The sequence below is a fragment of the Curvivirga sp. genome (assembly GCF_965219885.1).
Lineage (GTDB): Bacteria > Pseudomonadota > Alphaproteobacteria > UBA8366 > Aestuariispiraceae > Curvivirga.
Genome location: NZ_CBDCOT010000008.1, coordinates 479,871 through 502,496, shown reverse-complemented (window position 1 = coordinate 502,496; position 22,626 = coordinate 479,871). Strand labels below are relative to the sequence as shown.

At 39.4% G+C, this 22,626-nt stretch carries 16 protein-coding genes; 10 read left to right on the top strand and 6 right to left on the bottom strand.

Going from position 1 to position 22,626, the window contains the following annotated elements; all coding sequences use genetic code 11:
• Positions 1-121 precede the first annotated feature (121 nt).
• A complete protein-coding gene (locus tag ACOQOA_RS04875; protein ID WP_420547527.1) occupies positions 122-1,807 on the bottom strand; it encodes a ShlB/FhaC/HecB family hemolysin secretion/activation protein in 1,686 nt (561 codons plus the stop codon).
• Between the two features lie 64 nt (positions 1,808-1,871).
• Positions 1,872-4,736 (bottom strand): filamentous hemagglutinin N-terminal domain-containing protein, encoded by a 2,865-nt coding sequence (locus tag ACOQOA_RS04870; RefSeq protein WP_420547526.1) that lies wholly within the window; start codon positions 4,734-4,736, stop codon positions 1,872-1,874.
• A 166-nt stretch (positions 4,737-4,902) separates the two neighbouring features.
• On the opposite strand from ACOQOA_RS04870, the gene ACOQOA_RS04865 reads away from it, so the two are divergent.
• Positions 4,903-5,763, top strand: coding sequence for a hypothetical protein (locus ACOQOA_RS04865; protein ID WP_420547525.1), 861 nt, complete (start codon positions 4,903-4,905; stop codon positions 5,761-5,763).
• Positions 5,764-5,777: 14 nt separating this feature from the next.
• Here ACOQOA_RS04865 and ACOQOA_RS04860 read toward each other — a convergent pair whose 3' ends face one another.
• Positions 5,778-6,728 carry a cupin domain-containing protein gene (locus ACOQOA_RS04860; protein WP_420547524.1) on the bottom strand — a complete coding sequence of 317 codons (951 nt, stop codon included), beginning with the start codon at positions 6,726-6,728 and terminating at the stop codon, positions 5,778-5,780.
• Positions 6,729-6,839: 111 nt separating this feature from the next.
• Here ACOQOA_RS04860 and ACOQOA_RS04855 point away from each other — a divergent pair, with 111 nt between their 5' ends.
• The 7 genes from ACOQOA_RS04855 (at position 6,840) to ACOQOA_RS04825 (ending at position 15,165) form a co-directional block, all read left to right on the top strand.
• Positions 6,840-7,439 (top strand): LysE family translocator, encoded by a 600-nt coding sequence (locus ACOQOA_RS04855; protein WP_420547523.1) that lies wholly within the window; start codon positions 6,840-6,842, stop codon positions 7,437-7,439.
• A 128-nt stretch (positions 7,440-7,567) separates the two neighbouring features.
• Entirely contained in the window at positions 7,568-8,902 is a 1,335-nt protein-coding gene (locus ACOQOA_RS04850) for a hypothetical protein (protein ID WP_420547522.1), read from the top strand.
• 254 nt (positions 8,903-9,156) lie between these two features.
• Positions 9,157-11,172 (top strand): hypothetical protein, encoded by a 2,016-nt coding sequence (locus ACOQOA_RS04845; RefSeq protein ID WP_420547521.1) that lies wholly within the window; start codon positions 9,157-9,159, stop codon positions 11,170-11,172.
• Positions 11,165-12,277, top strand: coding sequence for a hypothetical protein (locus tag ACOQOA_RS04840; protein ID WP_420547520.1), 1,113 nt, complete (start codon positions 11,165-11,167; stop codon positions 12,275-12,277). Before ACOQOA_RS04845 ends, ACOQOA_RS04840 begins: the two co-directional genes overlap by 8 nt.
• Before the next feature lie 11 nt (positions 12,278-12,288).
• On the top strand, positions 12,289-12,840 hold the full coding sequence (locus ACOQOA_RS04835) for an RNA polymerase sigma factor (RefSeq protein WP_420547519.1): 552 nt from the start codon (positions 12,289-12,291) through the stop codon (positions 12,838-12,840).
• On the top strand, positions 12,837-13,451 hold the full coding sequence (locus ACOQOA_RS04830) for a hypothetical protein (protein WP_420547518.1): 615 nt from the start codon (positions 12,837-12,839) through the stop codon (positions 13,449-13,451). Before ACOQOA_RS04835 ends, ACOQOA_RS04830 begins: the two co-directional genes overlap by 4 nt.
• Positions 13,452-13,515: 64 nt before the next feature.
• Complete coding sequence (locus ACOQOA_RS04825; protein ID WP_420547517.1) at positions 13,516-15,165, top strand: S8 family serine peptidase; 1,650 nt, start codon at positions 13,516-13,518, stop codon at positions 15,163-15,165.
• A gap of 166 nt (positions 15,166-15,331) precedes the next feature.
• Here the strand turns inward: ACOQOA_RS04825 and ACOQOA_RS04820 are convergent, their stop codons facing one another.
• The 3 genes from ACOQOA_RS04820 to ACOQOA_RS04810 form a co-directional block, all read right to left on the bottom strand.
• Complete coding sequence (locus ACOQOA_RS04820; RefSeq protein ID WP_420547516.1) at positions 15,332-16,117, bottom strand: helix-turn-helix transcriptional regulator; 786 nt, start codon at positions 16,115-16,117, stop codon at positions 15,332-15,334.
• Positions 16,118-16,203: 86 nt separating this feature from the next.
• Positions 16,204-17,061: a pentapeptide repeat-containing protein gene (locus ACOQOA_RS04815; RefSeq protein ID WP_420547515.1), complete on the bottom strand. Its 858-nt coding sequence runs from the start codon at positions 17,059-17,061 to the stop codon at positions 16,204-16,206.
• An 8-nt stretch (positions 17,062-17,069) separates the two neighbouring features.
• Positions 17,070-19,115 (bottom strand): hypothetical protein, encoded by a 2,046-nt coding sequence (locus ACOQOA_RS04810; protein WP_420547514.1) that lies wholly within the window; start codon positions 19,113-19,115, stop codon positions 17,070-17,072.
• 146 nt (positions 19,116-19,261) lie between these two features.
• Here ACOQOA_RS04810 and ACOQOA_RS04805 point away from each other — a divergent pair, with 146 nt between their 5' ends.
• Both ACOQOA_RS04805 and ACOQOA_RS04800 read left to right on the top strand, forming a co-directional pair.
• Positions 19,262-22,006, top strand: coding sequence for a hypothetical protein (locus ACOQOA_RS04805; protein ID WP_420547513.1), 2,745 nt, complete (start codon positions 19,262-19,264; stop codon positions 22,004-22,006).
• Between the two features lie 30 nt (positions 22,007-22,036).
• Complete coding sequence (locus tag ACOQOA_RS04800; RefSeq protein ID WP_420547512.1) at positions 22,037-22,465, top strand: hypothetical protein; 429 nt, start codon at positions 22,037-22,039, stop codon at positions 22,463-22,465.
• Positions 22,466-22,626: the final 161 nt, after the last annotated feature.

The window sequence follows — 22,626 nt, the reverse complement described above, 5'->3', positions numbered from 1 at the left end:
GTTGAATGTTGTCCTACTAAATTGTAGACAGGACCTGTAGACACCCCTTGCTTTTCTTCTACCCTTTGCATCGCGATTTTTGCGCCAGTAAGTCTGTTTATGTTCGGTTGTATGAACTGATTTAGAAACTAATACCTCCTGAGAAAAATACATGTAGATCATTGGACCGATCATTAAGTGTCTTGTTTGTAAGTGGAGCATTTAGTGAAATGTCCCACCAAGCGCCAGTATTATAATGTAGCCTTAAACCCACCCCAGTAGACGCCAGATATCCATCTTCCTGATCATTGTGGTTCCATACGCGACCACCATCAATATATGTAAAAGGCTGAAGTGTGATATCAGTATTAAAAGAATAATTCTTTTTAAACTCAACAGCTGTGGCGAGTCCTTGGTCGCCGGATAAGCTTGATCCTTGATAAGCTTTACCATATTGGGACCCACCAAGTGTGAATTCTTGAGATGAGAGTAAAGAGTGAGGTGAAATCTGCGTTGCTAGTTTGAAACTGCCCACGACCTGCTGAGATAATAATTGGTCATGTGAAAAACTTGCGGTTGTTTTTAAAAAATCAGGACGCCCTTTATTTCTGGAAAGATATTGATCATTTTTATTTGATGCGTCGAAAATATTAAGCCCTTTGCTAATACCAACAGTCAAACGGGATAAACATCCATCTCCTGCCAATTCATATTTGCCAGAGGCTTCAATAGACCATACTCGGTCTTCAAGAATAGGTTCATCCAATAAAGTGGTTTCCTGTTTGGCGTAGTTCAGCTGAGCGGAAGCGTATAAGTTTTCATTTCGGGTTCGCAAAACGGGATAGTCTATTGAAACGGAGGTGCTTCGTGATGTGCCGATGATTTCATATTGTTCTAGATTACCGCCTTCTTCTGAATATAAACCAGATGTATTGACGGTTAATGATAAGCCATCGTCACCAATTAATTCTTTATGGGTGAGGCCTAGATGTAAGAGTTTACCTTCAGAGTTGATTGGCGCAATGGTAGACACATGAATTTGAGTTTCGTTAGAAGTACCTGTTAGAGAATTGATAGAAAGCAATCCGTGAAGTCGATTACGACCCAGCGTTTTAGTACCTCTGTTATTTGTTGTGAGGACGCCTGTAAATTCTTCATGTTCGATCAAAAGATGTAAGTTTGCAGCGCCAATCGTGTTTGGTGATGGTTTAATAACCGATTTTACTTTAACGCCAGGCATGTCGTTGATTAAAAGTAAACCGCGCTCAATATCGTCTATATGTAAGGGATGACTCTCAGTTATTAGGCGCGCATAAGATAAAATTCGTTCCTCATCTGGGCCACCAAGTATAGTTTCTTTGATGGGTTCCAAAATGATTTCATCTATAAAACCTTCTACAATTCTAAGAGAAAGAGTTGTTGTATCATTTTGGTTGGAAATAACAGGTGAAATTGAGGCGAGAAAATACCCTTTATTCCTATAATCTGCAGTAAGTTCCGATATTAATTGATTGATCTCCTTAACCGTCGAAGGCCCTTTGGTGATAGTCTGGAAATACTTCGCCAAATATGTGTCCGTAAAGACGCTATTTCCATCAATAATAACTTTTTGAATATTCAAAATTGTTTGGTCATCTGCGTTATAGGGCTGTTTTTGATTCTTATTTTTAAATTCTAATTTTAAAGGGGTATCAACAGGGATATCTGGTTTGTCTAATTCATTTAGCAGAGATGACGGTGTTTGTTGCACTGTTTGTGCAAATGTCGAGGTTGTTACGAAGAGAGAAAGGACCAAATTCAGAGGTAAAATATTTTTAAGAATATACATAAAATACTCCAAATTCTACCACTCGGAATTTAAATCCAAACGGTAGAAAAATGAGAAAATAAAATTATTGGGCGTTTTGAACGTTTATATTTGCGCTGCATCCTTGGTCGGATGACTGGGCCTGCAAGTTTTCATTATTGATGCTTTGGCCTGTGACTTGCTGCTGTGTTCCTAGACATTGCGCTACTTTTGCAAGAGATGCCCGTACTCGGACGGTTGAATATTCAACTTCCCGGTTTGAGGCTTCTTCAGATTCCAGCACCATTTGCTCTTCTTCCGTACTGGAATGATCCGCAAGTTCTGTCATCATCTCATTGGTATCACTTGATGATAATGATTCATTTTTTAGTGGTGCAACGGGTGCGAGTGCCGGTGGCGCATCTACAATGTTGTCTATGGTTGGTAAATTCGACAGAAGGTTATTTTGAAAGCTGGAAGATGCTGTTTGCACATCTGTTTGATTGTCTTTAACAACAGATGAAACCGTACCGTTTATTGTAGGGAAGGCATTGGCATTTTGTAGGTAAGCACTTCCCGCTGTGGCAAGCGCAGATCCAAATAATTCTGGTGCGCCTGTGGTTTTACGTAAATGTGACGGCAACTCAATTTGTAGACCACTCACAGTTCCTCCATCATATGGTTCAGGAGAAACGCCATAAATACCTGAGCCATGGGCGTCCACGTTAAAGCCACCTTGATAGAAATGTTCGATATTTGCTTCTGGTGCATCAAAACCGCTGTTATCTGGTTTGGGTAAATTATTAGGTAGGGGCGTGTAAAAGATATCAATTCCGTCAGTATCGCTGTCAAAATCAACAGTGTCTGTTGTTGATTTTAAGGCATGAACAAAGGATTTTTCGCCCATGATGAGATCATAGATCAATTCGTATTTTTCTTGTTCTGTTAATCCCGTGCTAAGACTTGCATATTGATTGTAGATTGTTGATTCAACCGCATATTGGAATGCAGATTTACCGGATGCGAAATAACCTGGATCTCCAGGAAGCAGTCCTTTTGCTTTGGAATTGAGGCCGAGAATATCATTATAATCTAAGGCACCAAAACCAAGTAAAATTTCGACTGCATTTGCTGAATCAAAGTTATCGATATGATCATCATCTGGGTTATCTAAGCCACCTACAACTTGTGGATCGTCATCTGAGGCGAAACCATGAATATCCAGCAAATAACCCTCACCGTGAGTTTGAGTAATATCCTTTGTTGCTTGGTCAATCAGAATATGCCAGCTTTTGTATGCATCTACACCAAGGTTGTAATTTCCATTTTCATATGATGTCCAGTTCTCAGCATGCATGGCCTGATTTTTTTCAGAGGCCTTTAAATAAGATCTATTCACATCCACATGCGACCGCATAATATTGAACTTGAAGAGGTATGGTTTGGCATCTGTCGGCATGCCTGCTGCATTTGCTAGATCATCATAAGCGGCCATAGCAATATCATGAGTGAACGTATCACGACCTTTGCCGCCGATGATACTGGGCCCCAGTTTTTCATCATTTGCAAGAACAGCATTTTCGGGACCATTTGATCCACCGTAATGTCCCGGAGCGAAAGCGCCGTCATGACCTGATAGCATGACTAAGGGAACGTTACCTTCATAGGCTTCTACATATGCTGTGATTGCAATATTATTATCTTCATCACCTGCATTTACAATTTGCTCTGCCTCAGCACCTATCAGAACCGATGTTGCAATAGGAGATTGAGTAATATTAACCCCAACAGTACCATCAATTGGATGGGCGGACCCACTGATCGAGGAGACAAAATTGTCGTTACTTCCGATGGCAATGTATCCGCTATCGGCAGTTCCTCTTGCATCTAATGTTGATCCGTTTTCAAGATGAATATGCTGACCAGAAACTACAATTTTTCCGCCATTTGTTGCGGCGTTACTGCCCTTGGTTGATATATGACCGCTAATCTTGACTTCATTAGCGATTTTTTCATCTCCATATTCAAGACCGTTCAAGGATGGATCTAAACTTTCATCAAACCCGTTTTTTGAGCTACCTGCATGAATAATAATTCGCCCGTTATTTTCAGCTTTTATCGTGCCATCTAAGTCAATAACAGGTTTGTTTTCCGTTAGTGCAGAGATGTTGATTGCTGAATTGATCACTTGTTTGGCAAAGGCAGCAGTGACGTATACCTGACCTCCTTCAGCATCAATTAAGGAATCTTTGGAAGTGTAAATCCCCATGGGAAGTTTTGTGTCATTTAGAGATGCTTCGGCATCTGTTAGATTAAGGTCGGCCATTTCAATAGATATCAGACCATCACCATTTAAATCTAATACAGTTGATTTCCCTGATAATAGGTTAACATTGCCCAGATTAGCCTTGATAATTCCCATATTAGCAACCCCGGGCGCGACCAAAGCGACTAAACCACCATCCGCTGCCGTGATACTGCCAGCATTCACAATTGCTGCATCACTCTTGGACCCGGGATTGAATTCAACATTAGATAAATCACCTAATGAGGCTTCGTTGAGATCAAGAGTACTTGCAACCAAACCACCCACATCAACTTTTGAATCAGGGCCAAAAAGAATGCCATTTTGATTAAGAAGCATTATTTTGCCATTCGCATTAAGCGAACCAAAGATTAAGCTTGGATCATTACCGATAACTTTGTTGACAGTTAAGGAATTTGCGTTTGGTTGAATGAAGGTAACAGTTTCATTTTTATTAATATTAAAGCTATCCCAGTGAATAATACCTTTATCCGTTGTTTGTTTGACGGTCATCTGAGCAGCCGCTGGGGTTTGGATATTGATATCCCCATCTTTTACGTTACCGTTTTGAGGAAGGGCCCAGGCAAATTGCGTAAGAGACAGAATAATGACAGACGCGCCACATAAGAGGCGTTGAGGAAATGTAGTAAAAAAAACGTTTCGCATTCATATCTCTCCAAAACAAATTTCAACACAGCGTAATAGGCTGTATCGAATTAGGTCGGGCAGAGTTTGGAAAAGGTTCAAAAATTTTTTTAAAAAAATTGTTTATTTTTAATAAGTTAAAGACATAGGATGTGTTATTTGAAAGTTGATGGATTTAAAGAGATACATGTCCAAAGATTTAAAAGTTTTGATTGTTATAACGATAATCTGTCTGGTCATTGCTTGCTGGATCTATTGTCAGTCAGAGGTGAGCGATAATGGTTGGACTGCTTTAGGATGGGGTTTACTAATTGTACCTCTCATCGGGTTATGGGGACTTGCCATTGGGGGGTATAGTGGCTGGGTCGTTATCCGCGACGGCATATCTGTATCCACAATACCGTATGCGTTGATTAGCGGAGGTATAATTTTATTTTCCTGCACCATGCTGTTTAATATTATTTGGCAGAATCAAGTGGAGAATTCTGCCAGACATTTTGTTGATCGATTTGAAAGAACGACCCGTTTACAAGAAAGATTGATCTTAATTAGTGAGATACAGTCCAAGTTAGAAAAACCAGATTTTGCATTTGTAGAACAACTGGCATTTATTTTGTCTCCTCCGCATATAGAAGAGACACAGCCAGTTCAGATACCTGAGGCAGAGAGACGGAAAATTCTAAAGTTTGTGATACGAGAGGGGCTAGTGCCCTCTCCATACGTGTTGAATATATTCGCGGTTAATAATGCCGATATCTTCATGGCACAGCTTCTTATACAGAAACGTAAAGAAATGAAGAAATGGGTTGGCGAGGATGAATTTGTATCTATTGCCAAGAAAATTAATAAGGCGGAGCTAACACCCCTGATACCGCAGTATAGTTTCGATCTTGCATTGAAGAACTTACCTTACTGCGATGAAAAACTAGATGCACTAGGTGAGAAAGAGCTAGAGCTTGCACAGCTTCTTTGGGCCGAAGGTAAGCAAGAATTGAGGACTTTAACAAAAGAAGAAGAGAAAAAGCTCTTTAGATCAGGCTGTAAATAAACTGTTTGTATACGTTAATCTAAGTTCATTTGACTGTTTGTATCAAGCTTCCGATAGGCGCTGGGCCCTATTTTAAACTTACGTTTAAAAAGTTTTGAGAAAGAAGGTAGGGATTCATATCCACATTTAGTGGCAATCTCATCCAAAGAATCGCTGGTGTTATTAAGCAATTGCCTTGCATGTAATAAACGCCAATCTCTTAGATAATCAATTGGTGGTTTTCCTATTTCGGATTGAAACTTCTTAGCAAAGCTAGCACGTGACATCCCAGCTAATTTAGCAAGATCCTCTACGCGCCACTTTTCCTCTGGATGGGCGTGAATTGCGAAAATAGCTTTCGATAGTGAGCTATCCAGCAAGGCATTCAGAAAACCATTATACGGTTGCTTGTTATCATTCGCCATTTGCCGGATGGTTTGAATAAGGATTATTTCGATTAATCTGTTTATAACAGCAGTTGAACCTTGGTTGTTCAAATTGGCCTCAAGAGATATTAGCTTCATTGCCGTTATAAGCCAGGGGGATGATTGTAAGTCTTCATGCCTTAAATGGATAAAGTCGGGTAAGACAGATACAATCGGATGATCTAATGTTTCATCGAATTGACAAAAGCCGCATAATAGAGACGTCGCATCTTCACCCGAACCGATCTTTAACATGCCGTTATCTAGTGAACCATTAGAAAGTAACTCAGATAGATTGATCGCTTTTAATTCAGGTATCGCTTGTATTTTTTGACTAACACCATTTGGAACGAGAGCAATATCACCTTCGCTAAGTAGAATATTTGTCCCATTTGGCATACAGAGCCAACATGTTCCTTTAAGGACTATGTGAAAACGAATACGTCGTTTTTCTTCCGGGATCGCAACAGCGTAAGAGCCTGAAAACCTAGTGCGAAAATAAATATCACTTGAGATTCTTAAAGTTGAAAATACTTCGGATAGGAGATCAGTTTTTTGCAAAATATAGCTCTTTAGACGTTCGGATAAAAAATACAGACATTCGGAAATTAACAATGAAACCTAATTTCAGCAATATGGATCAAGATTCAAGTTTTGATATGGGTTAAATTTATGACTGTTGAGATGATTTTCGCTTTAATGGGGTTTGCATTTGTAATGTCGATTTCGCCGGGTCCAGGAAATTTTATGTTATTGGCCTCAGGGGTGAATTTTGGTTTTTTTAAATCGTTACCTCTTATTTTTGGTATTTCAGTTGGCTTTCTCTCTATGGTTTTAGGTGTGGGGTTAGGCTTAGGTCAAATACTTGAAAAATATCCATTTATTTATACGGTTCTTCGTATCATATGTGGCTTATATGTTTTTTGGATTGCTTTTCGTATCGCGACATGCCGATCTATTGGTGACGGCAAGTCTGAACTTTCCAAACCAATTTCATTCATGCAGGCTGCATTTTTTCAATTGTTAAATCCCAAGGCATGGGCGGTCGCGTTAATTGTGACGGTTTCCTACACTGTCCCTGAAGATTACATTGGCAATCTAATTTTTCTTATAGTCCTATTTGCGATCGTAAATATTCCCACAATAAGTATATGGGCGCTTTCCGGCGTTGTGTTGCATCGGTTCCTGTCTTACGGAAACCGTACAACTATCTTCAACCTCACAATGGCGGTCTTACTGGTCGGCAGCATGATACCTATGATTTTAAATTAGAATAATATAATATTTTGCGGGGTTAATTTTTTTTGAACCATTGTGAACATGGTTACGACATAAAATGCAGAGGCGGGGTTAATTAAAGCCACATAGTGTGCTTCCTGATATGAAGAAGGATTGGAAAGTTGAAGAAACGAGCGAGTAAATTTCTTGGTGCTGCATTGTTGTTTGCTGTTGGCGGTGCAAGTGTTAGCCATGCAGTCGAACGAGTTAAGACGGTTAACTTGAATATATTGAATCCCGCACCGATTATTACTTTAGAAAATAAAAGTAATAACAAACATATTTCAAAGCTGGATGTGAAGCCAACAAGTTCATCAATGAATATTAAGGTGGATGGGCTTATTACATGTAAGAAAAACCATACGGCTTATATGTCATTCATTTACTATGGTCTTGTCTCAATAGTTCAAGATAATGTGAATGTTTCTTTGACGCTTCATGGTGATGAGGTTGCTGTATCAAATGGCGAGCATGGCGGGATAATCGAAAACGCACCGGCGACACATTTTAATGTGCCATTGAATAAGATTAAAAATGGTCATCCATCCGTTAAGTTAGATCCTGTTGCATATCTGGAAAGTAAAGCTAATCAATATGTTAATGGTGGTGGTAAAGAAATTGATTTTTATAAACAAGATCATACCTATACCGTTCAGGTTCCGATTTCTCTATTAGGTGGCTGTTGGAAAAATAGTAACTATAGTAAAAAGCAACAAAAACAATCTCTTAAGCTAGCACCCGTTAAGATTAAATATATTGGTGATAAGAGCTTGAATGATGGACCAGCAGTGAATGTACAACTTGGTCAATTAGGTCAAAACCCAACCATTAATAACAATCAACCTTTGATTTTGAATAAGGCAGATTTTCAAAATAATATACCTCATTATATCGGAAAATGTATTCCGGATCAGAACCCAACAATTCGAGTGAATTATCGCGGTGCAGGTAAAGGAAAAATTCGTTTTAAAATCGGCGATGCTCCTAACTTCGTCGTCCATAATTCCAATGAAATTAGTTATGATTCATCTAATCAGTTAAATCGACATTTTGATTTTGAATATCCGCTTATCGCTAAGATGAACCAATATCAATTCAAAGAATGGAAAACCATTAATAAGACTTTCGGTCATCAGTTAACAGTGAGAGCACAGGTCAAGAATGACGGTAGTGATACTTGGGGAGATTGGAAAGATTTTGATAATGTGACCTTCAATCACCGTTGTACTCCGGTTGTTGTCGCACCAATTGGTTCGAATGGTAAAGATAGTATTAATTATCAAAATGGTAATGAAGCACGTGGGACAGCTCAGTCTAAGAAAAACAAGGTTATGTTGAAGCCAAAGCCGCAGGTAAAACCGGAAAGACAATCAACGACTACAACAAAACCAACCCGTGCAGGTACGACAACATTAAAGAAATGTGCGAGCAATACAGAATGCACGACAAGACAGTAAGGAAATAACATTTCTCAGCATACGGTTTCCCTTTTTTAAGGGCGACCGTTTTGCTGTTTAAGTAGGGTTAAGAACAGGAAAAGCTTTGCAATCTAACGAAATTCTTATATTAGCATTATCTGAGTGTCAGGAAGTGCTTGAAGAATTAAGCAATTAGATCGCAAGAAATTGATATTTTGCATTTCATGGAGTGAAACAGCAAAAGTTGGTCATCTTTTGGGGAAAAGAATGCGATATATGAACGGGGAAAAATCATGAAGAAATCCATTCTAGGAATGGTGTTACTTATGTCATGCATTTGGTATCAACCTGCCAATGCCGACATAGAGGCGAACTTTTCACCTCCGTCAAGTGGTACGTCAAATCTGCGTATTGATCTACCTGACGATTTGGATTTTTTGGTGTTAACGACACTAGGTGTCGAATTAGATGGCGTTGATATTACGTCTTATATGTCTCTGGACGGTATGGATTTTGTATTTACACCTGTGACACCGCTAGAAAAAGATTCACATATATTGCGATTAGTTCAGTTTCAGGATGATGGTTCTGTTGTTGAGCAGGCAAAGTGGGAATTTGAAATTACTGTCGGTGAAGCGAACGAGCCTGTATCTAATGAACAAAGCGCATTGGAGAGTTACTTAAGAAGCGACAATCTTGTTGAGCTGAGTTACCGCGCTTTTCAACATCTGGAGGAAGATACTGCACCAAAACGTATGATTGCGTCAGGCGGAGGAGATATTGCAACGGGTGTTAACAGCGGAAATTGGGGGATGAATTTCCGGAGTAATTATCTATTACAATCGGATAAGAACTTCGCGCAAACGGAGAATATTTTTGACGTTGGTGAATATAGTCTAGATTTGAACTATGGAAATGAGCTGATCAATGGCGGAGTTAAGGTGGGGCATCATGATACAGGTCTTGAGAGCCAATTAATCAATGACTTTTATCAACGTGGCATTTCTGCGAAAATTGGATCAGCTAATAGTCGTCTTGAGGCGCAAGGCTTTGCTTTCAGTCCAGAGGCACTTTCTGGGGCAGATAATATTACAGGCTTAAACGATGCAACTGATCGTGTACAAGGTATTGCTGCTTCCTTTAAGCCATTTTCATCTGATTATAATGCGTTGAAAATTACGACTATGCTTTATGAAGGCAAAGGTGCAGATGGTGGTATTGGGACATCTGGCGAAGACATCATAACTGAAGGTTCTGGATGGGCAGGCGTATTAGAAAAAGGTTTTGATACTCTAAATGCTAATCTGCGTATGGAATATAGCCAGTCAAAATTTGATGCTGATGGTGATTTAGCTGCTGAAGAAGAAGATGGTGATGCTTGGTCTGTTGAATATGATGCAAGATTATTTGAGGAAAGTCCGCAATGGTTGGGCGAAAACGCCGATATTACCTGGGGGGTGAGTCATGAAAGAATCAGCACTTACTTCGAAAGCCTTGCAAATCAAAATAGTGTCTCTGATCGAGAGGCAACAAGTTTGAAATCAAACCTTTATTGGGGGGCGTTTGCGACTAACCTTTTAGCAATCTATGAAACAAATAATGTCGATGGTTTGGAGAGCATGCCAACCGATGCGCTAGCAACATTTGAAGCTAATTTTAGTTACGGATTTGATGAGCAAACAGGTGATCTAGATTGGCTTGGGACACCTTACTTAACTCTATCTACATTTATTGCAGATATGTCGCGTAAGAAAACGCCTGCTAATTATTCAGGTGGGGATACAAACAATAATACTGAGGTTATTTCGTTTGGGGGCGGATCCAATTATGACCAATGGTATTGGTCTAGTGAATATAGTTATCAACAGTTTGAAGATTATACGAATGCTTCATCAGATACTGTGAACCATATTTTGGGTTTTGATTCCGGTTGGACGATATCAGATACTTGGGAAGTTAATGGTGGAATTGAGCTAAGTAATTATAGAGACGAAACAACAAATAATAATTTCTATGATACGAATTTTAGATTTGGTAGTGATTCTGAACTGATAGAAGATCAGCTAGATTTTAATTTTGATTATAACTTGAACCTTGCAAGTGGTTCAGACGACAGACCTGATGAACACTATTTAAGTGGTGAGCTGGAATGGAAGCTTACCCAAGCTCAGGTAAACCGACCAAATATTAGCTTTGTTACTAAAGGGTCGATGGAGGATAAAATTGGAAATTCAAGCAGTACAACAGATGAGAAAGTTTATCAGGTTTTTGTGCAGCTCCGTATTACATCGGCATATAGCAATGACTAAGTATTTTTTCAGCTTATTTGCAATAATATTATTGTTTCAAAATTCTGCATTGGCGGATGTAACTGCTGTTAATGCATCGCCGTCTGTCGTGCAGGTCAATTTAAAAGGTAGTAGCCGGGTGACAATCACTTGGGCTGTAACACGTTTTTTTGATCCTGCTGGTGGCGGGTCAGCTACAGATACTATTCTTTCCAATAATGCATCATTAACGATTAATGGGGTGAGTGTAGATACAGTTGGATCATCTCTCAGTCTTAATACAACGTTAGCTGCAAATGAGACACGCACGTTTACTTTTAGTGATACATTTACAATTAGTCCCGCAATTGCAGCACGGATTGCAAAAGCAAGCGCTGGCAGTGTCAGAATTTCACGTACTTTTGAAGATCGGGAAGGTAATAGCACAGGCAGTGCCAATGTGGCGTTAGGGGCTGATCCTGCAGGTCAGCTTTCTTTAAGACGTATTGAACTGGTTTTTTCCAATAATAGCCATACAGCTGTTATTAATAAAGATGATCAAATTCGCGCTGTTGCAAAAGTAAAATTCCGTAGTAGCGGTTTATTTCGTGGTGAATGGCGCGTCGTTGACCCAACGGGCAGTCTTGGTGGTAGCAATGGCCGATTGTTGAAACGTATTCGTCAGCAATTGGTAAGCACCGGAGAGGGGGAGACACAAATCGTAAGCCCACCTTTACCAAGCGATTTAAATGGCTTGCATAAGGTAGTTTTAATCATTGAAGATACTGACGCAAATGTTTCTGCACCAGAATTACGTTATTTCGTACTTGAAAGTACAGATGGTAAATATCGTGAAACAATGGAGATGAACGGCCCTGCCAATAATGCTGATCTGACAAAGGAGACAACTTTTAGCTGGCAACCTGTCAACGGTGCTCTTGCATATCAACTAGAAGTATTTTCTGTGCAAACTGGACAAAGGATCACAGGGAGACTTGTACCTGGTACAGATGTGAAGATGAACCTGACAAATCTATCATTGGATAATCTTCAATCAGGTGAACGCTATGATTGGTATATCCGTGCATTTGGGAGGGAAGGGCGTGTTCTCGCTATTTCTGAAACTCAAACATTGTTTGTACCTTAAGACCTATTCTCATGAATGAAGATTCTAAGGTTTTATTGAAAAAAATTGGCGAAGGCGATGAGAAAGCCTTTGCCGATTTTTATATGATGTATGAAAATCGACTCTATCGTTTTATTAAGTCAAAATTGAACGATTCCTCTGAAGCTTCCGACATACTACATGAGACTTTTATGGAAGTATGGCGGAAAGCTGATAGCTTTGAAGGCCGTTCAAAGGTCTCAACATGGCTATTTGGAATAGCGTATTATAAGACGGTAGATAGGTTACGTAAAAGAACACCTGTGCCCATGTCGGACGAAGATATGCCAGAGCTTGAGGATACTAACCCAGATGCAATGGCATGTTTACTTAGTCAGGAAAAAAACAGGCATGTCACATATTGTCTAGAGACATTGAAAGTGGCACAACGTATGGTGATGCAGCTGGCATTCTTTGAAGATCTATCATACGGAGAAATTGCAAAAATTGTCGATTGTCCTGAAAATACCGTCAAAACCCGCATGTTCCATGCAAAGCAAGCAATGAAACGTTGTCTTGCTGGTCGTATGGGAGAAGGAAAATGACGAAGAGGATTGAAGAATTGCTGCCTTTTTACGTAAACGGAACTTTGTCTGGACAAGAGAGAGCTGAAATAGAAGACGCGCTCTCAAAGGATAAAAGATTGCAATCAGAGCTATCATATCTGCAAAAGTTATATGATTCAATGAAGGCCGTTGATGCTGAAGAATCTCCAGGATCTTTAGGATTGGAAAAGTTACAGCAGCAGATACATAAAGATCAGGTTTCTAGCTCAATTGTTGAAGAGGCGAGATCAAAAGTTGCACCGGAACAAAATAATCGGAAATGGAAATTTGTCGCCGTTGCAGCATGTTTGATGCTTGCCATACAAACATCGGTATTTGCACCAAAACTACTGCAGCAGGATGACTTGAGTGCGGCTGGTGCCTCGGCTATTTTCATTAAAGGCACGATATTATCAGTGACTTTCAACCCTACTGCGCGTGAAGAAAGTATACGCGATTTATTATTGTCGGTTGATGCGCATATTGTAGATGGACCATCTGCTTTGGGTGTGTATCAATTGGCCGTAACAGGTGATGTAGATGAAATCGTGCAAAAGTTAGAGGCATATAAGAGTTTGATTGAATCGGTTCAGATCGATACACGAAATTAGTCTCATGATACGCTATTTTTACTTTCTTTTGACGATCCTGATCTATTTAGGGCTTAGTTCGATAATGGCTACTGGTCATAGTCAAACTATAAACGAAACAGATGATAGAGAAGAACGTCCATTTGACCCTGCTGTGGGCGATAGAGACAGTAATATTTCTACGTTTGATAGGGGATATTCTTCTCAGGAGGATCGAGAAGAATATCGCGAGAAATGGCCTAAAGATCCAACAGGCCGACCTATCAAACCAGATTTACCGGTTAGAGGTTTAGAGACACATGAACTGCTTCCAAATTGGGGTAACCAAAGCTTTAAGCCAGTCTTAAATCAATATGTGGGAGCATGTATTAATGTTGGGAATGTATTTTCCATATCAGGCCGCAACCTTGATCGATTAGATCCACAGAAAGTGGCTGTTGAAGTAAATCATAAAGCCGTTTTGCTTCCGGTTATACGTATAAAGAAAACACATATATCTATTCGCTTACCTAAGGATATTGTGAAATCCGGCCATCAGTATAACTTGGTATTAGCTGAGAGGAGTAATGCCTCACATTTTGTCAGGACTGGTATAAATATAAAAACATGCGCTGGACATGATTTGATATATTCTGATCTAGATGTGAAGCGAAACGTGTTGATTTTTTTTGATAGAAAAAGACGCTCGGAAATTATCTCAGAACTTGAAAAATTGTCTGCAGAAATTGTCAGAGAAAGTAACTTAGAAGCATTGCAACGTGTCATGTTATCTGTGCGCAGCAGTAACAACATACAGTTGATAGCTGATTTACGTAGAAGTTTTCCTGATCTCACGATAGATTTTAATAGCGATTTGAATGCATCAAATGATATTCAGCAAACTGCAAAGCCTAGATTATACGCTGCGAAGCAAATCAATTGGCCGCAATCGGGCAAAGATATAATCAATTCGGATATTTGTTTAAAACGTATAGAAGGATTGGCTATTGGTATATTGGACGGAGCAATTAAAACTGATCATTCTGCGTTGAAAAAAGTGGAAGTTATTAGTCGCAACTTTCTAGATCAATCTAAACCCGACTTAAGTCATGCAACCGCTATTGCCTCAATTTTGAGCTCTAAAGACGATCAAAATGGGCAACTAGGATTGATGAATAATATTAAGATATTCAATGCGATTTCTCTTCGACAGACAAGTGGAGGACAAATTCTAGCTGGTGTTGAGGAAACTATACGCGGATTGAATTGGTTGATGGCAAATCAAGTCCGATTGATTAATGTGTCATTGGCAAGCCCAAGAGCAAATGAGGTGCTTGTAGATGCTTTTTCATTATCAATTAAACAAGGCTATCTTATCTTTGCTGCTGCTGGAAATGAAGGTGCCTCAGCGCCACCGTCCTATCCGGCTAACATTGAAGGGGTTGTTGCTGTTACGGCTATTGACGCAGGTAAACGTAATTTTTCCGCGGCAAATATAGGTGGATATATTGATTTTGCTGCCCCGGGTGTTGATATTTGGGCTGCGAATTCAAACGGTGGTTCTTCTTATGTATCTGGAACATCATATGCCGTTCCTTACGCCGTTGCTTCAGCGGCTTTGTTGCTTTCTAAAAATCAAAAAATGCCTTCATCCGTTATGTTAGGCCTAATGAAACGTGTGAGTATAGATTTGGGTGAGACGGGCAAAGATAACATTTATGGTCATGGTTTAGTGCAAGCTTTATGTCTTAGATGAGCAGATAGTTTTTTATGATATTTGAAATTTGAGGCTTCATACTTATTGAATATGACTTGCTATGAAGAATGAATCTAGGACCCTCTGAAGATACTAGATTCTAGCTACTCAATATAGGTATTTATGAGTATTAGAGCGTAATTAAGATGTTGTAAAAGTGCAGATATTACATCTCACCTGTAGGGGACAAGCCATAGTCGACGGCGGCTCTTACAACGGCTTGTTGTACAGTTGCGTAATCATATTTATCACGTGCGTTTTCTAAATGGTAACGTACGGTCCGATATTTGATACCTGTGATGTCAGATACGTCACGCATACTTTTTCCAGCTGCAGTCCATTTGATTACTTCAAGTTCATCATGTGAAAGCTTTACGATGTCTTCTTCCGTTTTAGATTCACTCGACTTTTCAATTAAACTACCGCCCCATTTTCTGAGATAAAGCATGCCAAGGGTTATAATATTTGAGACTTCTTCTTTGGTTGGTACTTTTGTAAAACCAATAGTGAGCAATAATAGCTCGTTGTTTAACCAATAAGGAATGATCAAAACATCATGTAGAGGACGTAAGTTAAAACGGTTTTCAACTTTTCTTATCATTTGAAAAATGCGGGGAAACATTAAAGCTGACCGAGAAATACGGAATGGTCCATCTTTTGTGAAGAGTTTTTTTACAAGTGATTTAGGAGCTGCTTGATAAATGAAACGCGCAGCTGTTAATGGATCAAAATCGGCTTTTGGTGTTTTTTGATGATGTCTCGCATCCGCCCAAACAACAAAATCTTCTGTATTATGTTCTTTTACATCGGTGATGATTGAGAGGGCTGCACCGGGGCTCTGCATACGCTTTGCCAAAAATAACAAAGCAGTACGAGCTTCTTCTTCATTTGAAGAATTTAAGACGTGGTCAACCTCGTCATAATCGCCCATTACCATCAAATCGATCCACATTATTCTATTCGCAATCTATTCTTTGGGTATAATAAAGGAGAAAAATATACAAGATATTAATCGGAATTTGAAAAGTAGTTATTATGTCAGCATTCGTTAACTTGACCATTGGGCATACGTGCACGACATGTATTTATATCTTCCGTGGCTGTGTTTAGAAGTATTACCCCACTTAAGTTTGCGTTCGAAAAGTTCGATTGCATTAAGTTTGTATTTAAGAAACCACATCTAATGCAATTAGCATCTTCGAATTTTGAATCCTGTAGGTCCACATCTGAAAAGATAACATTTTTTAACGTTGTATTTTTGAAGTTGGCTTTGACGAGGTTGATTTTTGTGAAATCTACATTTTCCAGTATTGAATTGGAAAAGTCAGCATCTTCTATAGTTCCTTCACTAAAGGATACGTTAGAAATTGAGGTGTTTGACAAAACTGCACCACGGAAATCCGACTGGTGTATTTGTAAGTTTTCCAGAACTGCTTTGTCCAAAGTTATTTCGTCAAAGGAACTTGATGTTATACGAGAATGTGCAATATGAATTTCGGGAGCGAAAGCAAAACCAAATCGACTATTTGTGATACTGGTATTGACGATTTTGGATTTCTCCAGATTTGTTTTTTCTAGATCACTATCTTCAATTACGCCATCTCTTAGATCCATTAATGATAGTTGAGCGCTGCTAAGATCGGTATTTGAGAAGGTGACGTCATGAAATTCAGCAGCAAAAAGATATGAACCTGAGAGGTTCATATTCATAAAAGTCTTCTCTGTTGCTTCGAAATATCTGAGATCGCATTGGGGACAATCATTGCCGGATAAGATGGTGTCATTCGCTTTACGATCCCATGCAAATGAACTTTCGAATGCTAATATGATCAAAAATCCAGATAGCAAAGTTATTCTATAAGGTTTTTGAGTCTTAAATGTATCTGTGACTCTCATAATTCGCCTCAATAATAAAGAAAGTTAACCATCTCAGATAATCTGTCTTCGAATTTTTCACTGGTTTTCCAGTTTTCCATGGTGACATCACCGGTTCTAAATTCGCGATATAGTGAGTTGTTTTGTAGTTGATAGAAAATAGAAGCCCAGCTTGGATATGGTTTGAACCAATCTGCATATCGAGAGCGAAACTCATCCAAGGCATCATTGCTGTCATTTGCTTCGCCTTTTGCTCCGGCAATGGACGAACGATAGACATATTCCGGCAATCTAGGGGTAATCAGTAACAAAACAGATTTATTAAAATCTTTTGTGGTTTTTTGACTGAACAAATATTGCACGATCGGGATTTCTTGTAAGACAGGAACGCCATCTCTGGTAACTTCGGTTTCTTTTTCGCTTAATCCACTTAAAATCAACGTTTCACCGAAATTCATCATCACTGTTGCATTTACAGTTGTACGGCTTGTTTCTACCTTTGAAGTGTAACCAACAATATTACTATTTGGTGTGTTTAAAAATGTACGTTCGGCTGATACTTGCATCTTTACCTGACCAGTTTCCTGAATTTCGGGTGTAACGCCCAGCTTTACGCCCACATCCTGTTCAATAGAAACCGCTTCACCTGTACCGCCTGCGGTGGATGGTAAGGTTTGTGCTTGAATAGTTACGCCGGAAAAGAATTCAGATTGGGCGCCATTTAAAGCAGTTAACGTTGGGCGCGCGAGGATTTCATTTCTGGAATTTGCCGAATTGGCAATATTCAGTGAATAAGTAATGGAAGGAATATTTAAGGCTTTTGTGATGGTTTTTGTAAAACTGCCGACAGTTTTTGAACGACTATCCCCCCATGATAAGCCTGCTGTAGACTGATTGTTACTCCCTAGTTCAACAGTTAAACCATTTAACAAATTGATTCCTTGAGATGTAGATGAATCTTCTTCGGTACGAATGATCACAACATCTACAATTACCATCTGCTTTTCTAACAGAGGTGAGGGGGATGATGCTTGTGCTTCCTCATTGGTATTTTCTGATTCGAGTTCCTCAGTTTCTACCGCCGTCTCAACAACAGGAAGAACTTCTGCGGCCCTAATTTCTGCTTCAATCTGATTATTTGAGGAATTGATGAAAGTTTGGCCTTCACCGGAAAGGCTGGTGTTCGGCTTTAGATTTGCGATCGTTTGATGGTTTCTATCGTAGAAACGTTGCCAATCTTTTATGCGACGTTGAAGCTTTCCTGATTGATATTTGTCCTTAATAATATGGTCTAAGCGCTTCTTTAACTCTTCAGCTGCAACTTCGTCATTTAAGGCAGCTTTTACGAGTGCAGCTGCTTGCAAATATCGTTCACTATTCGCTTCAATTTTTGAAAGCTGGTTTAATACACCGTCAGCTATTTCCAAATCTCCAAGATAATAGGAAGCACTCGCCATATAGAATAAAACATCAGCTTCATCTGGTGTATAAATCAATGTTTCAGCAAAGAGAATTTGCGCATCACGGTAGTTACGTTGATCTAGTTCTAACAAACCTGCATGAAAACGAGCGATCCAATTTGATGGATCAAGTGAAATAGCACGTTGATAACCTTGCTTTGCCATTACAAACTTTGCTTCATCACCCTCTAAAGCTAACAGGTGATAACTTAGGCCAGCAAAGAAATTTAGTGATGAATTTCTAGGAGCTAGTCGTAACGCATTATTAAATTGATCAAGAGCTGCATTGTAGTCGTTTTCTTCGATATACTTGATACCATTGGCCGAAAATTGATCTGTCTCTGAGGATATATCTTTTTCCTCAATCAATTGAGTTAAAGAAATTCTTTCTTCCTCTTTACCAATATTTGTGGATGTGCAACCCACAGCGCCAAATACAAAAAATACCACAGCAAATAAGCTGCCTTTATCCACCATCACTTTAAAGACATCCTTAAAACCAAATTTGACATATGCGTCCCTCAGATACCAACCACGCATAACCCAAGTTTTTGAAGGTATCGAAGAAAATCTGTACCGACCTTTACCTGACCCGTCTACTGGCACTTTTGCCATTTGATTTCTTTCCCTGATCTGACTTAGGTGAAATAGGGCATGGATAAAAACAGATTTTACAGAGGGTAGATTTTTTAATGAAAATTGAAGGGAAACATCCACTTAGAAAACAGTGCGCGCGGCTATTTACCGCTGCTGCTATCGGGATGACTATATCAATCACATCACCTTACCCTGTTGCTTTTGCACAGGAAACAACTACTTCAGAGGAAGAAAAACTTGATGTTAAGGCGTCGCTAAAAGAAGCGGGATTATCGACTTTACCTATTTTCCTTGATGCAGCTACAGAAGATATCACCATTAAGTTTCCAAAAGTATTAGGCGGAGGAAAACTTAAATTTGGAGGCACCATTGATGCAGACGCGCTTCAGGAAAAACGCTTTATCTTCACATCTTCAGAAGAAGGTAAGTTAAAATGGGATAATGCTTTTGGTATACCATTCTTGGACCTGGAAGATGTTTCCATGAATATGAACTTTGCCAAAGGTGAATATGCTATTTCACTTGATGGTATGGTGCGTGGCGCTTTCGGAAATCAGCCTAAAAATGTCATTATTGATTTGGCGATAGAAGACAAGAAAATCACTGATTTCACATTATCTGCACCTGACAGTACCTTGGCCCTTTCTTCCATTCCTGAGATGAAGAAAATTCCGGGTGTTAAGACGTTCAAAGTAGCGCAACCTACAATTTCCAAAAACTCTATTGGTGGACAAGTTCAGTTTCAGGGGCAAGTTGTTGATGCTGTTGTTTTCAACAATGATGATCCCAAGAATTGGATCGTTGCCTTACGATTAGATAAACCTCTGAGATTGGGAAGTTTGATCGGCATAAAGAAAGGTTTGTTAAATGAAATTGCGCTTCCACGCGCGACCTTGTTTTCATCCAATGAGGAATTCGAAGCATCTGTAGATGATTTACCATTAGCGCTTCAACAATTTTTGGAAGAAGGGGCGTTTGGTGAAGAAAAGCTGGAATTGGTTGATGGCGTTACTTTAGAAACCGTCTTTAATCCGTCTTCCATGCCAAAAGAGATTAAAAGTGCTCTGAAAACTATTGGTATGAAAGAAACCGTAAATCTATCAGGATCTATCGGTGGTGTGTTTGGCGGACCAAAAGATATCGAAATCTCTGCTCCGTTGAAAACGACTGCAGGAAACAGCTTTAGTTTTCTAAAGAAAATGCCTGATGCTGAAACCAATTTCTTTATTGATAGTTCTTCCGATCATTCCGGTATTGGTATTTCATCCGCCGTTCAGTTAAAGGGCGGTAAAAACCCTATGATCTTTGACGTGGATTTCGAATATCGCACATCCGATGCAGGTTTGGTTGTTCAAGCTGCTGGTGCGATGCGCGGTGCCTGGAAAAATGCAGCAGGTATCAAAGGGTTTGATATTATTAATCCGTTTATGTCTGTTGGCCTTACAGAAACTGGTGCCTTCGATATTTTAATGGATGGTACCTATAAAATGGGGAAACGTGACGTACGAGTTGCAGCTGATATGGTTTTACAACCTGGTGCTGCCTTTGTGCCTGAATCTATGGCCTTTGCAGGGTTGTTAGACAAACTACCTATTTCAGACTTGATGGTTCAGGCGGGAAAAGTTGTGAAACTTAAAAGTGGTGACCTGAAAAAGGCAAAGGTTGAATTTCGAGATCTAGAATTTGCTTTTATGACACCAGGTGCAGATTTACCACCTGATTTGAAAGAAAAATTTGCTATTGATGGCGCAGGGATGGCTTTGAATGGTTCCTTATGGGTTCAAGGAAACAGCCTTGGCTTGGTCAAAGGTTATGCAAGTACGAAGGGCTTGCAGGTCAATAGTGCTATCAGTCCATTCAAACTAGGACCGTTAAAGTTAGAAGATGCAACTTTATTGATTGAGGCAGGACCTAAGGTTGATCAAAAGTTTCAACTAAGTGGTGCGATGGAACTGTTTAAAGGTTTCAATGAAAGTTATCTTGTTTCTTTGTCGCCAAGCAATTTTGAGTTTCAATCTGAAACAAATTTTGGTGGTGCATTCCAATCTTCTTTATATGCACAATCCGGCGGATTGAAATTTGATCCTAGCAATGATTTTGCTTTTGAAGCTGTTCTTGCAGCGAATTATACAAAAGCGTTTCAAGCCTTGCTTAATGCATCATTAAAAGGATTAAAGAAAACCGGTAAAGAGCTTAAGAAAGCGGAGGAAGATGTTCAAAATGCGCAGGCCAAGGTAAATGACCTTAATGTGAAGATTGACCGTGCCGTAGCTGAAGCCAAAAAAGCTAAAGAAAAAGCTGTTAGTTCTATCAAGTCAGCTGAGCGCAAAGTTGCCAGCTTGAAGCGTGAAATTGATGAAGCTAAGAAAAAAGCACATGATGCAAAGAAAGATCTGAAAAAAGCTTTGAAAAAGGCTAAAGCTAAAAAGGCTAAAAAAGCGACCAAAAACTTGGCGAAATATGAAGCAAAGGAAAAAAGCCTTCGCGTCGCCAAGAAATCTGCAGATTGGGCTTTAGCAGCAGCTAAGAAAGCTGCCAAAAATGCGCCAAACACGTCACCAAAAGTAATTGCGTTACAAGCTGAAATGGTCACTGAAAAAGCAGCTTTGGAAACAGCAGAAGGTGTTCTTAAAGGCTTGCGTGCTGCAAATTCAGGTGTCGAAAAAGCTATTAAGGCAGCTGCATCATCATCCTTTAAAATCAATTCGCTAGGGGCTGCAGGCAGCCTTCAAGGTATCACTTCTGGTGGTAAATCTGGTGAACAACCTGTTTTGATTGTTGATGTTGATATCGCAGGAAAAAACAGCGTGTTCCGTCAATCAATCGCACCAGATGCAAAAGATTTCAACAAACTTGCCAATGGCATCGCCAAGTTAATCGCAAAACAATTGGTTAAAGCAGTTCAATAGAACTCATCACAAAAATTAGGAAATATGACAATGAATACTAAACTTAAAATTCTATTCACTGCGGTTGCAATGACATTATCTGTCTCAGTATTTACAAATACTGCACAGGCAAAAACAAAAGTATATGTGTTGAACTGCACGGAAAAGAAGGTCGACGTAAAATCGTTTAATGCAAAAGATAAAGTGATGGCCGTCGCCTATAATAAGAAGGATGTAAAATCCGGAAATGTCAAAAGTTTCAAATGTAAAGGTCAGGGCAAAGGCCTATGTCAAATTACCTTTAAAACAGCATGGACTAATTTTGATAAGAAATACAAAGCTCATGCTAAAGTACGTGATGGAGACACTCTTGTTGTCACAGATACCCGTAAGGCACCCGGTGCTTTACAAAGAGGTAAGGTGAGCACCTGTCCGGTTGCGAACCAAAATGACAATAACGTTCCTATTCCGGGGAACTAATCCATCATATTGTTGATCAAGTCGAAGATGCCTTTCCCCGAAGGTTTTCGGCTTGATCAATTTTTCATGTTACTAAATATACTTCAGCATGAACGAGAGCTATATCTGTGTCCTCTTTTCTCAAAAATATTGATTATCCATTTCATGTTAAGATTGCAACG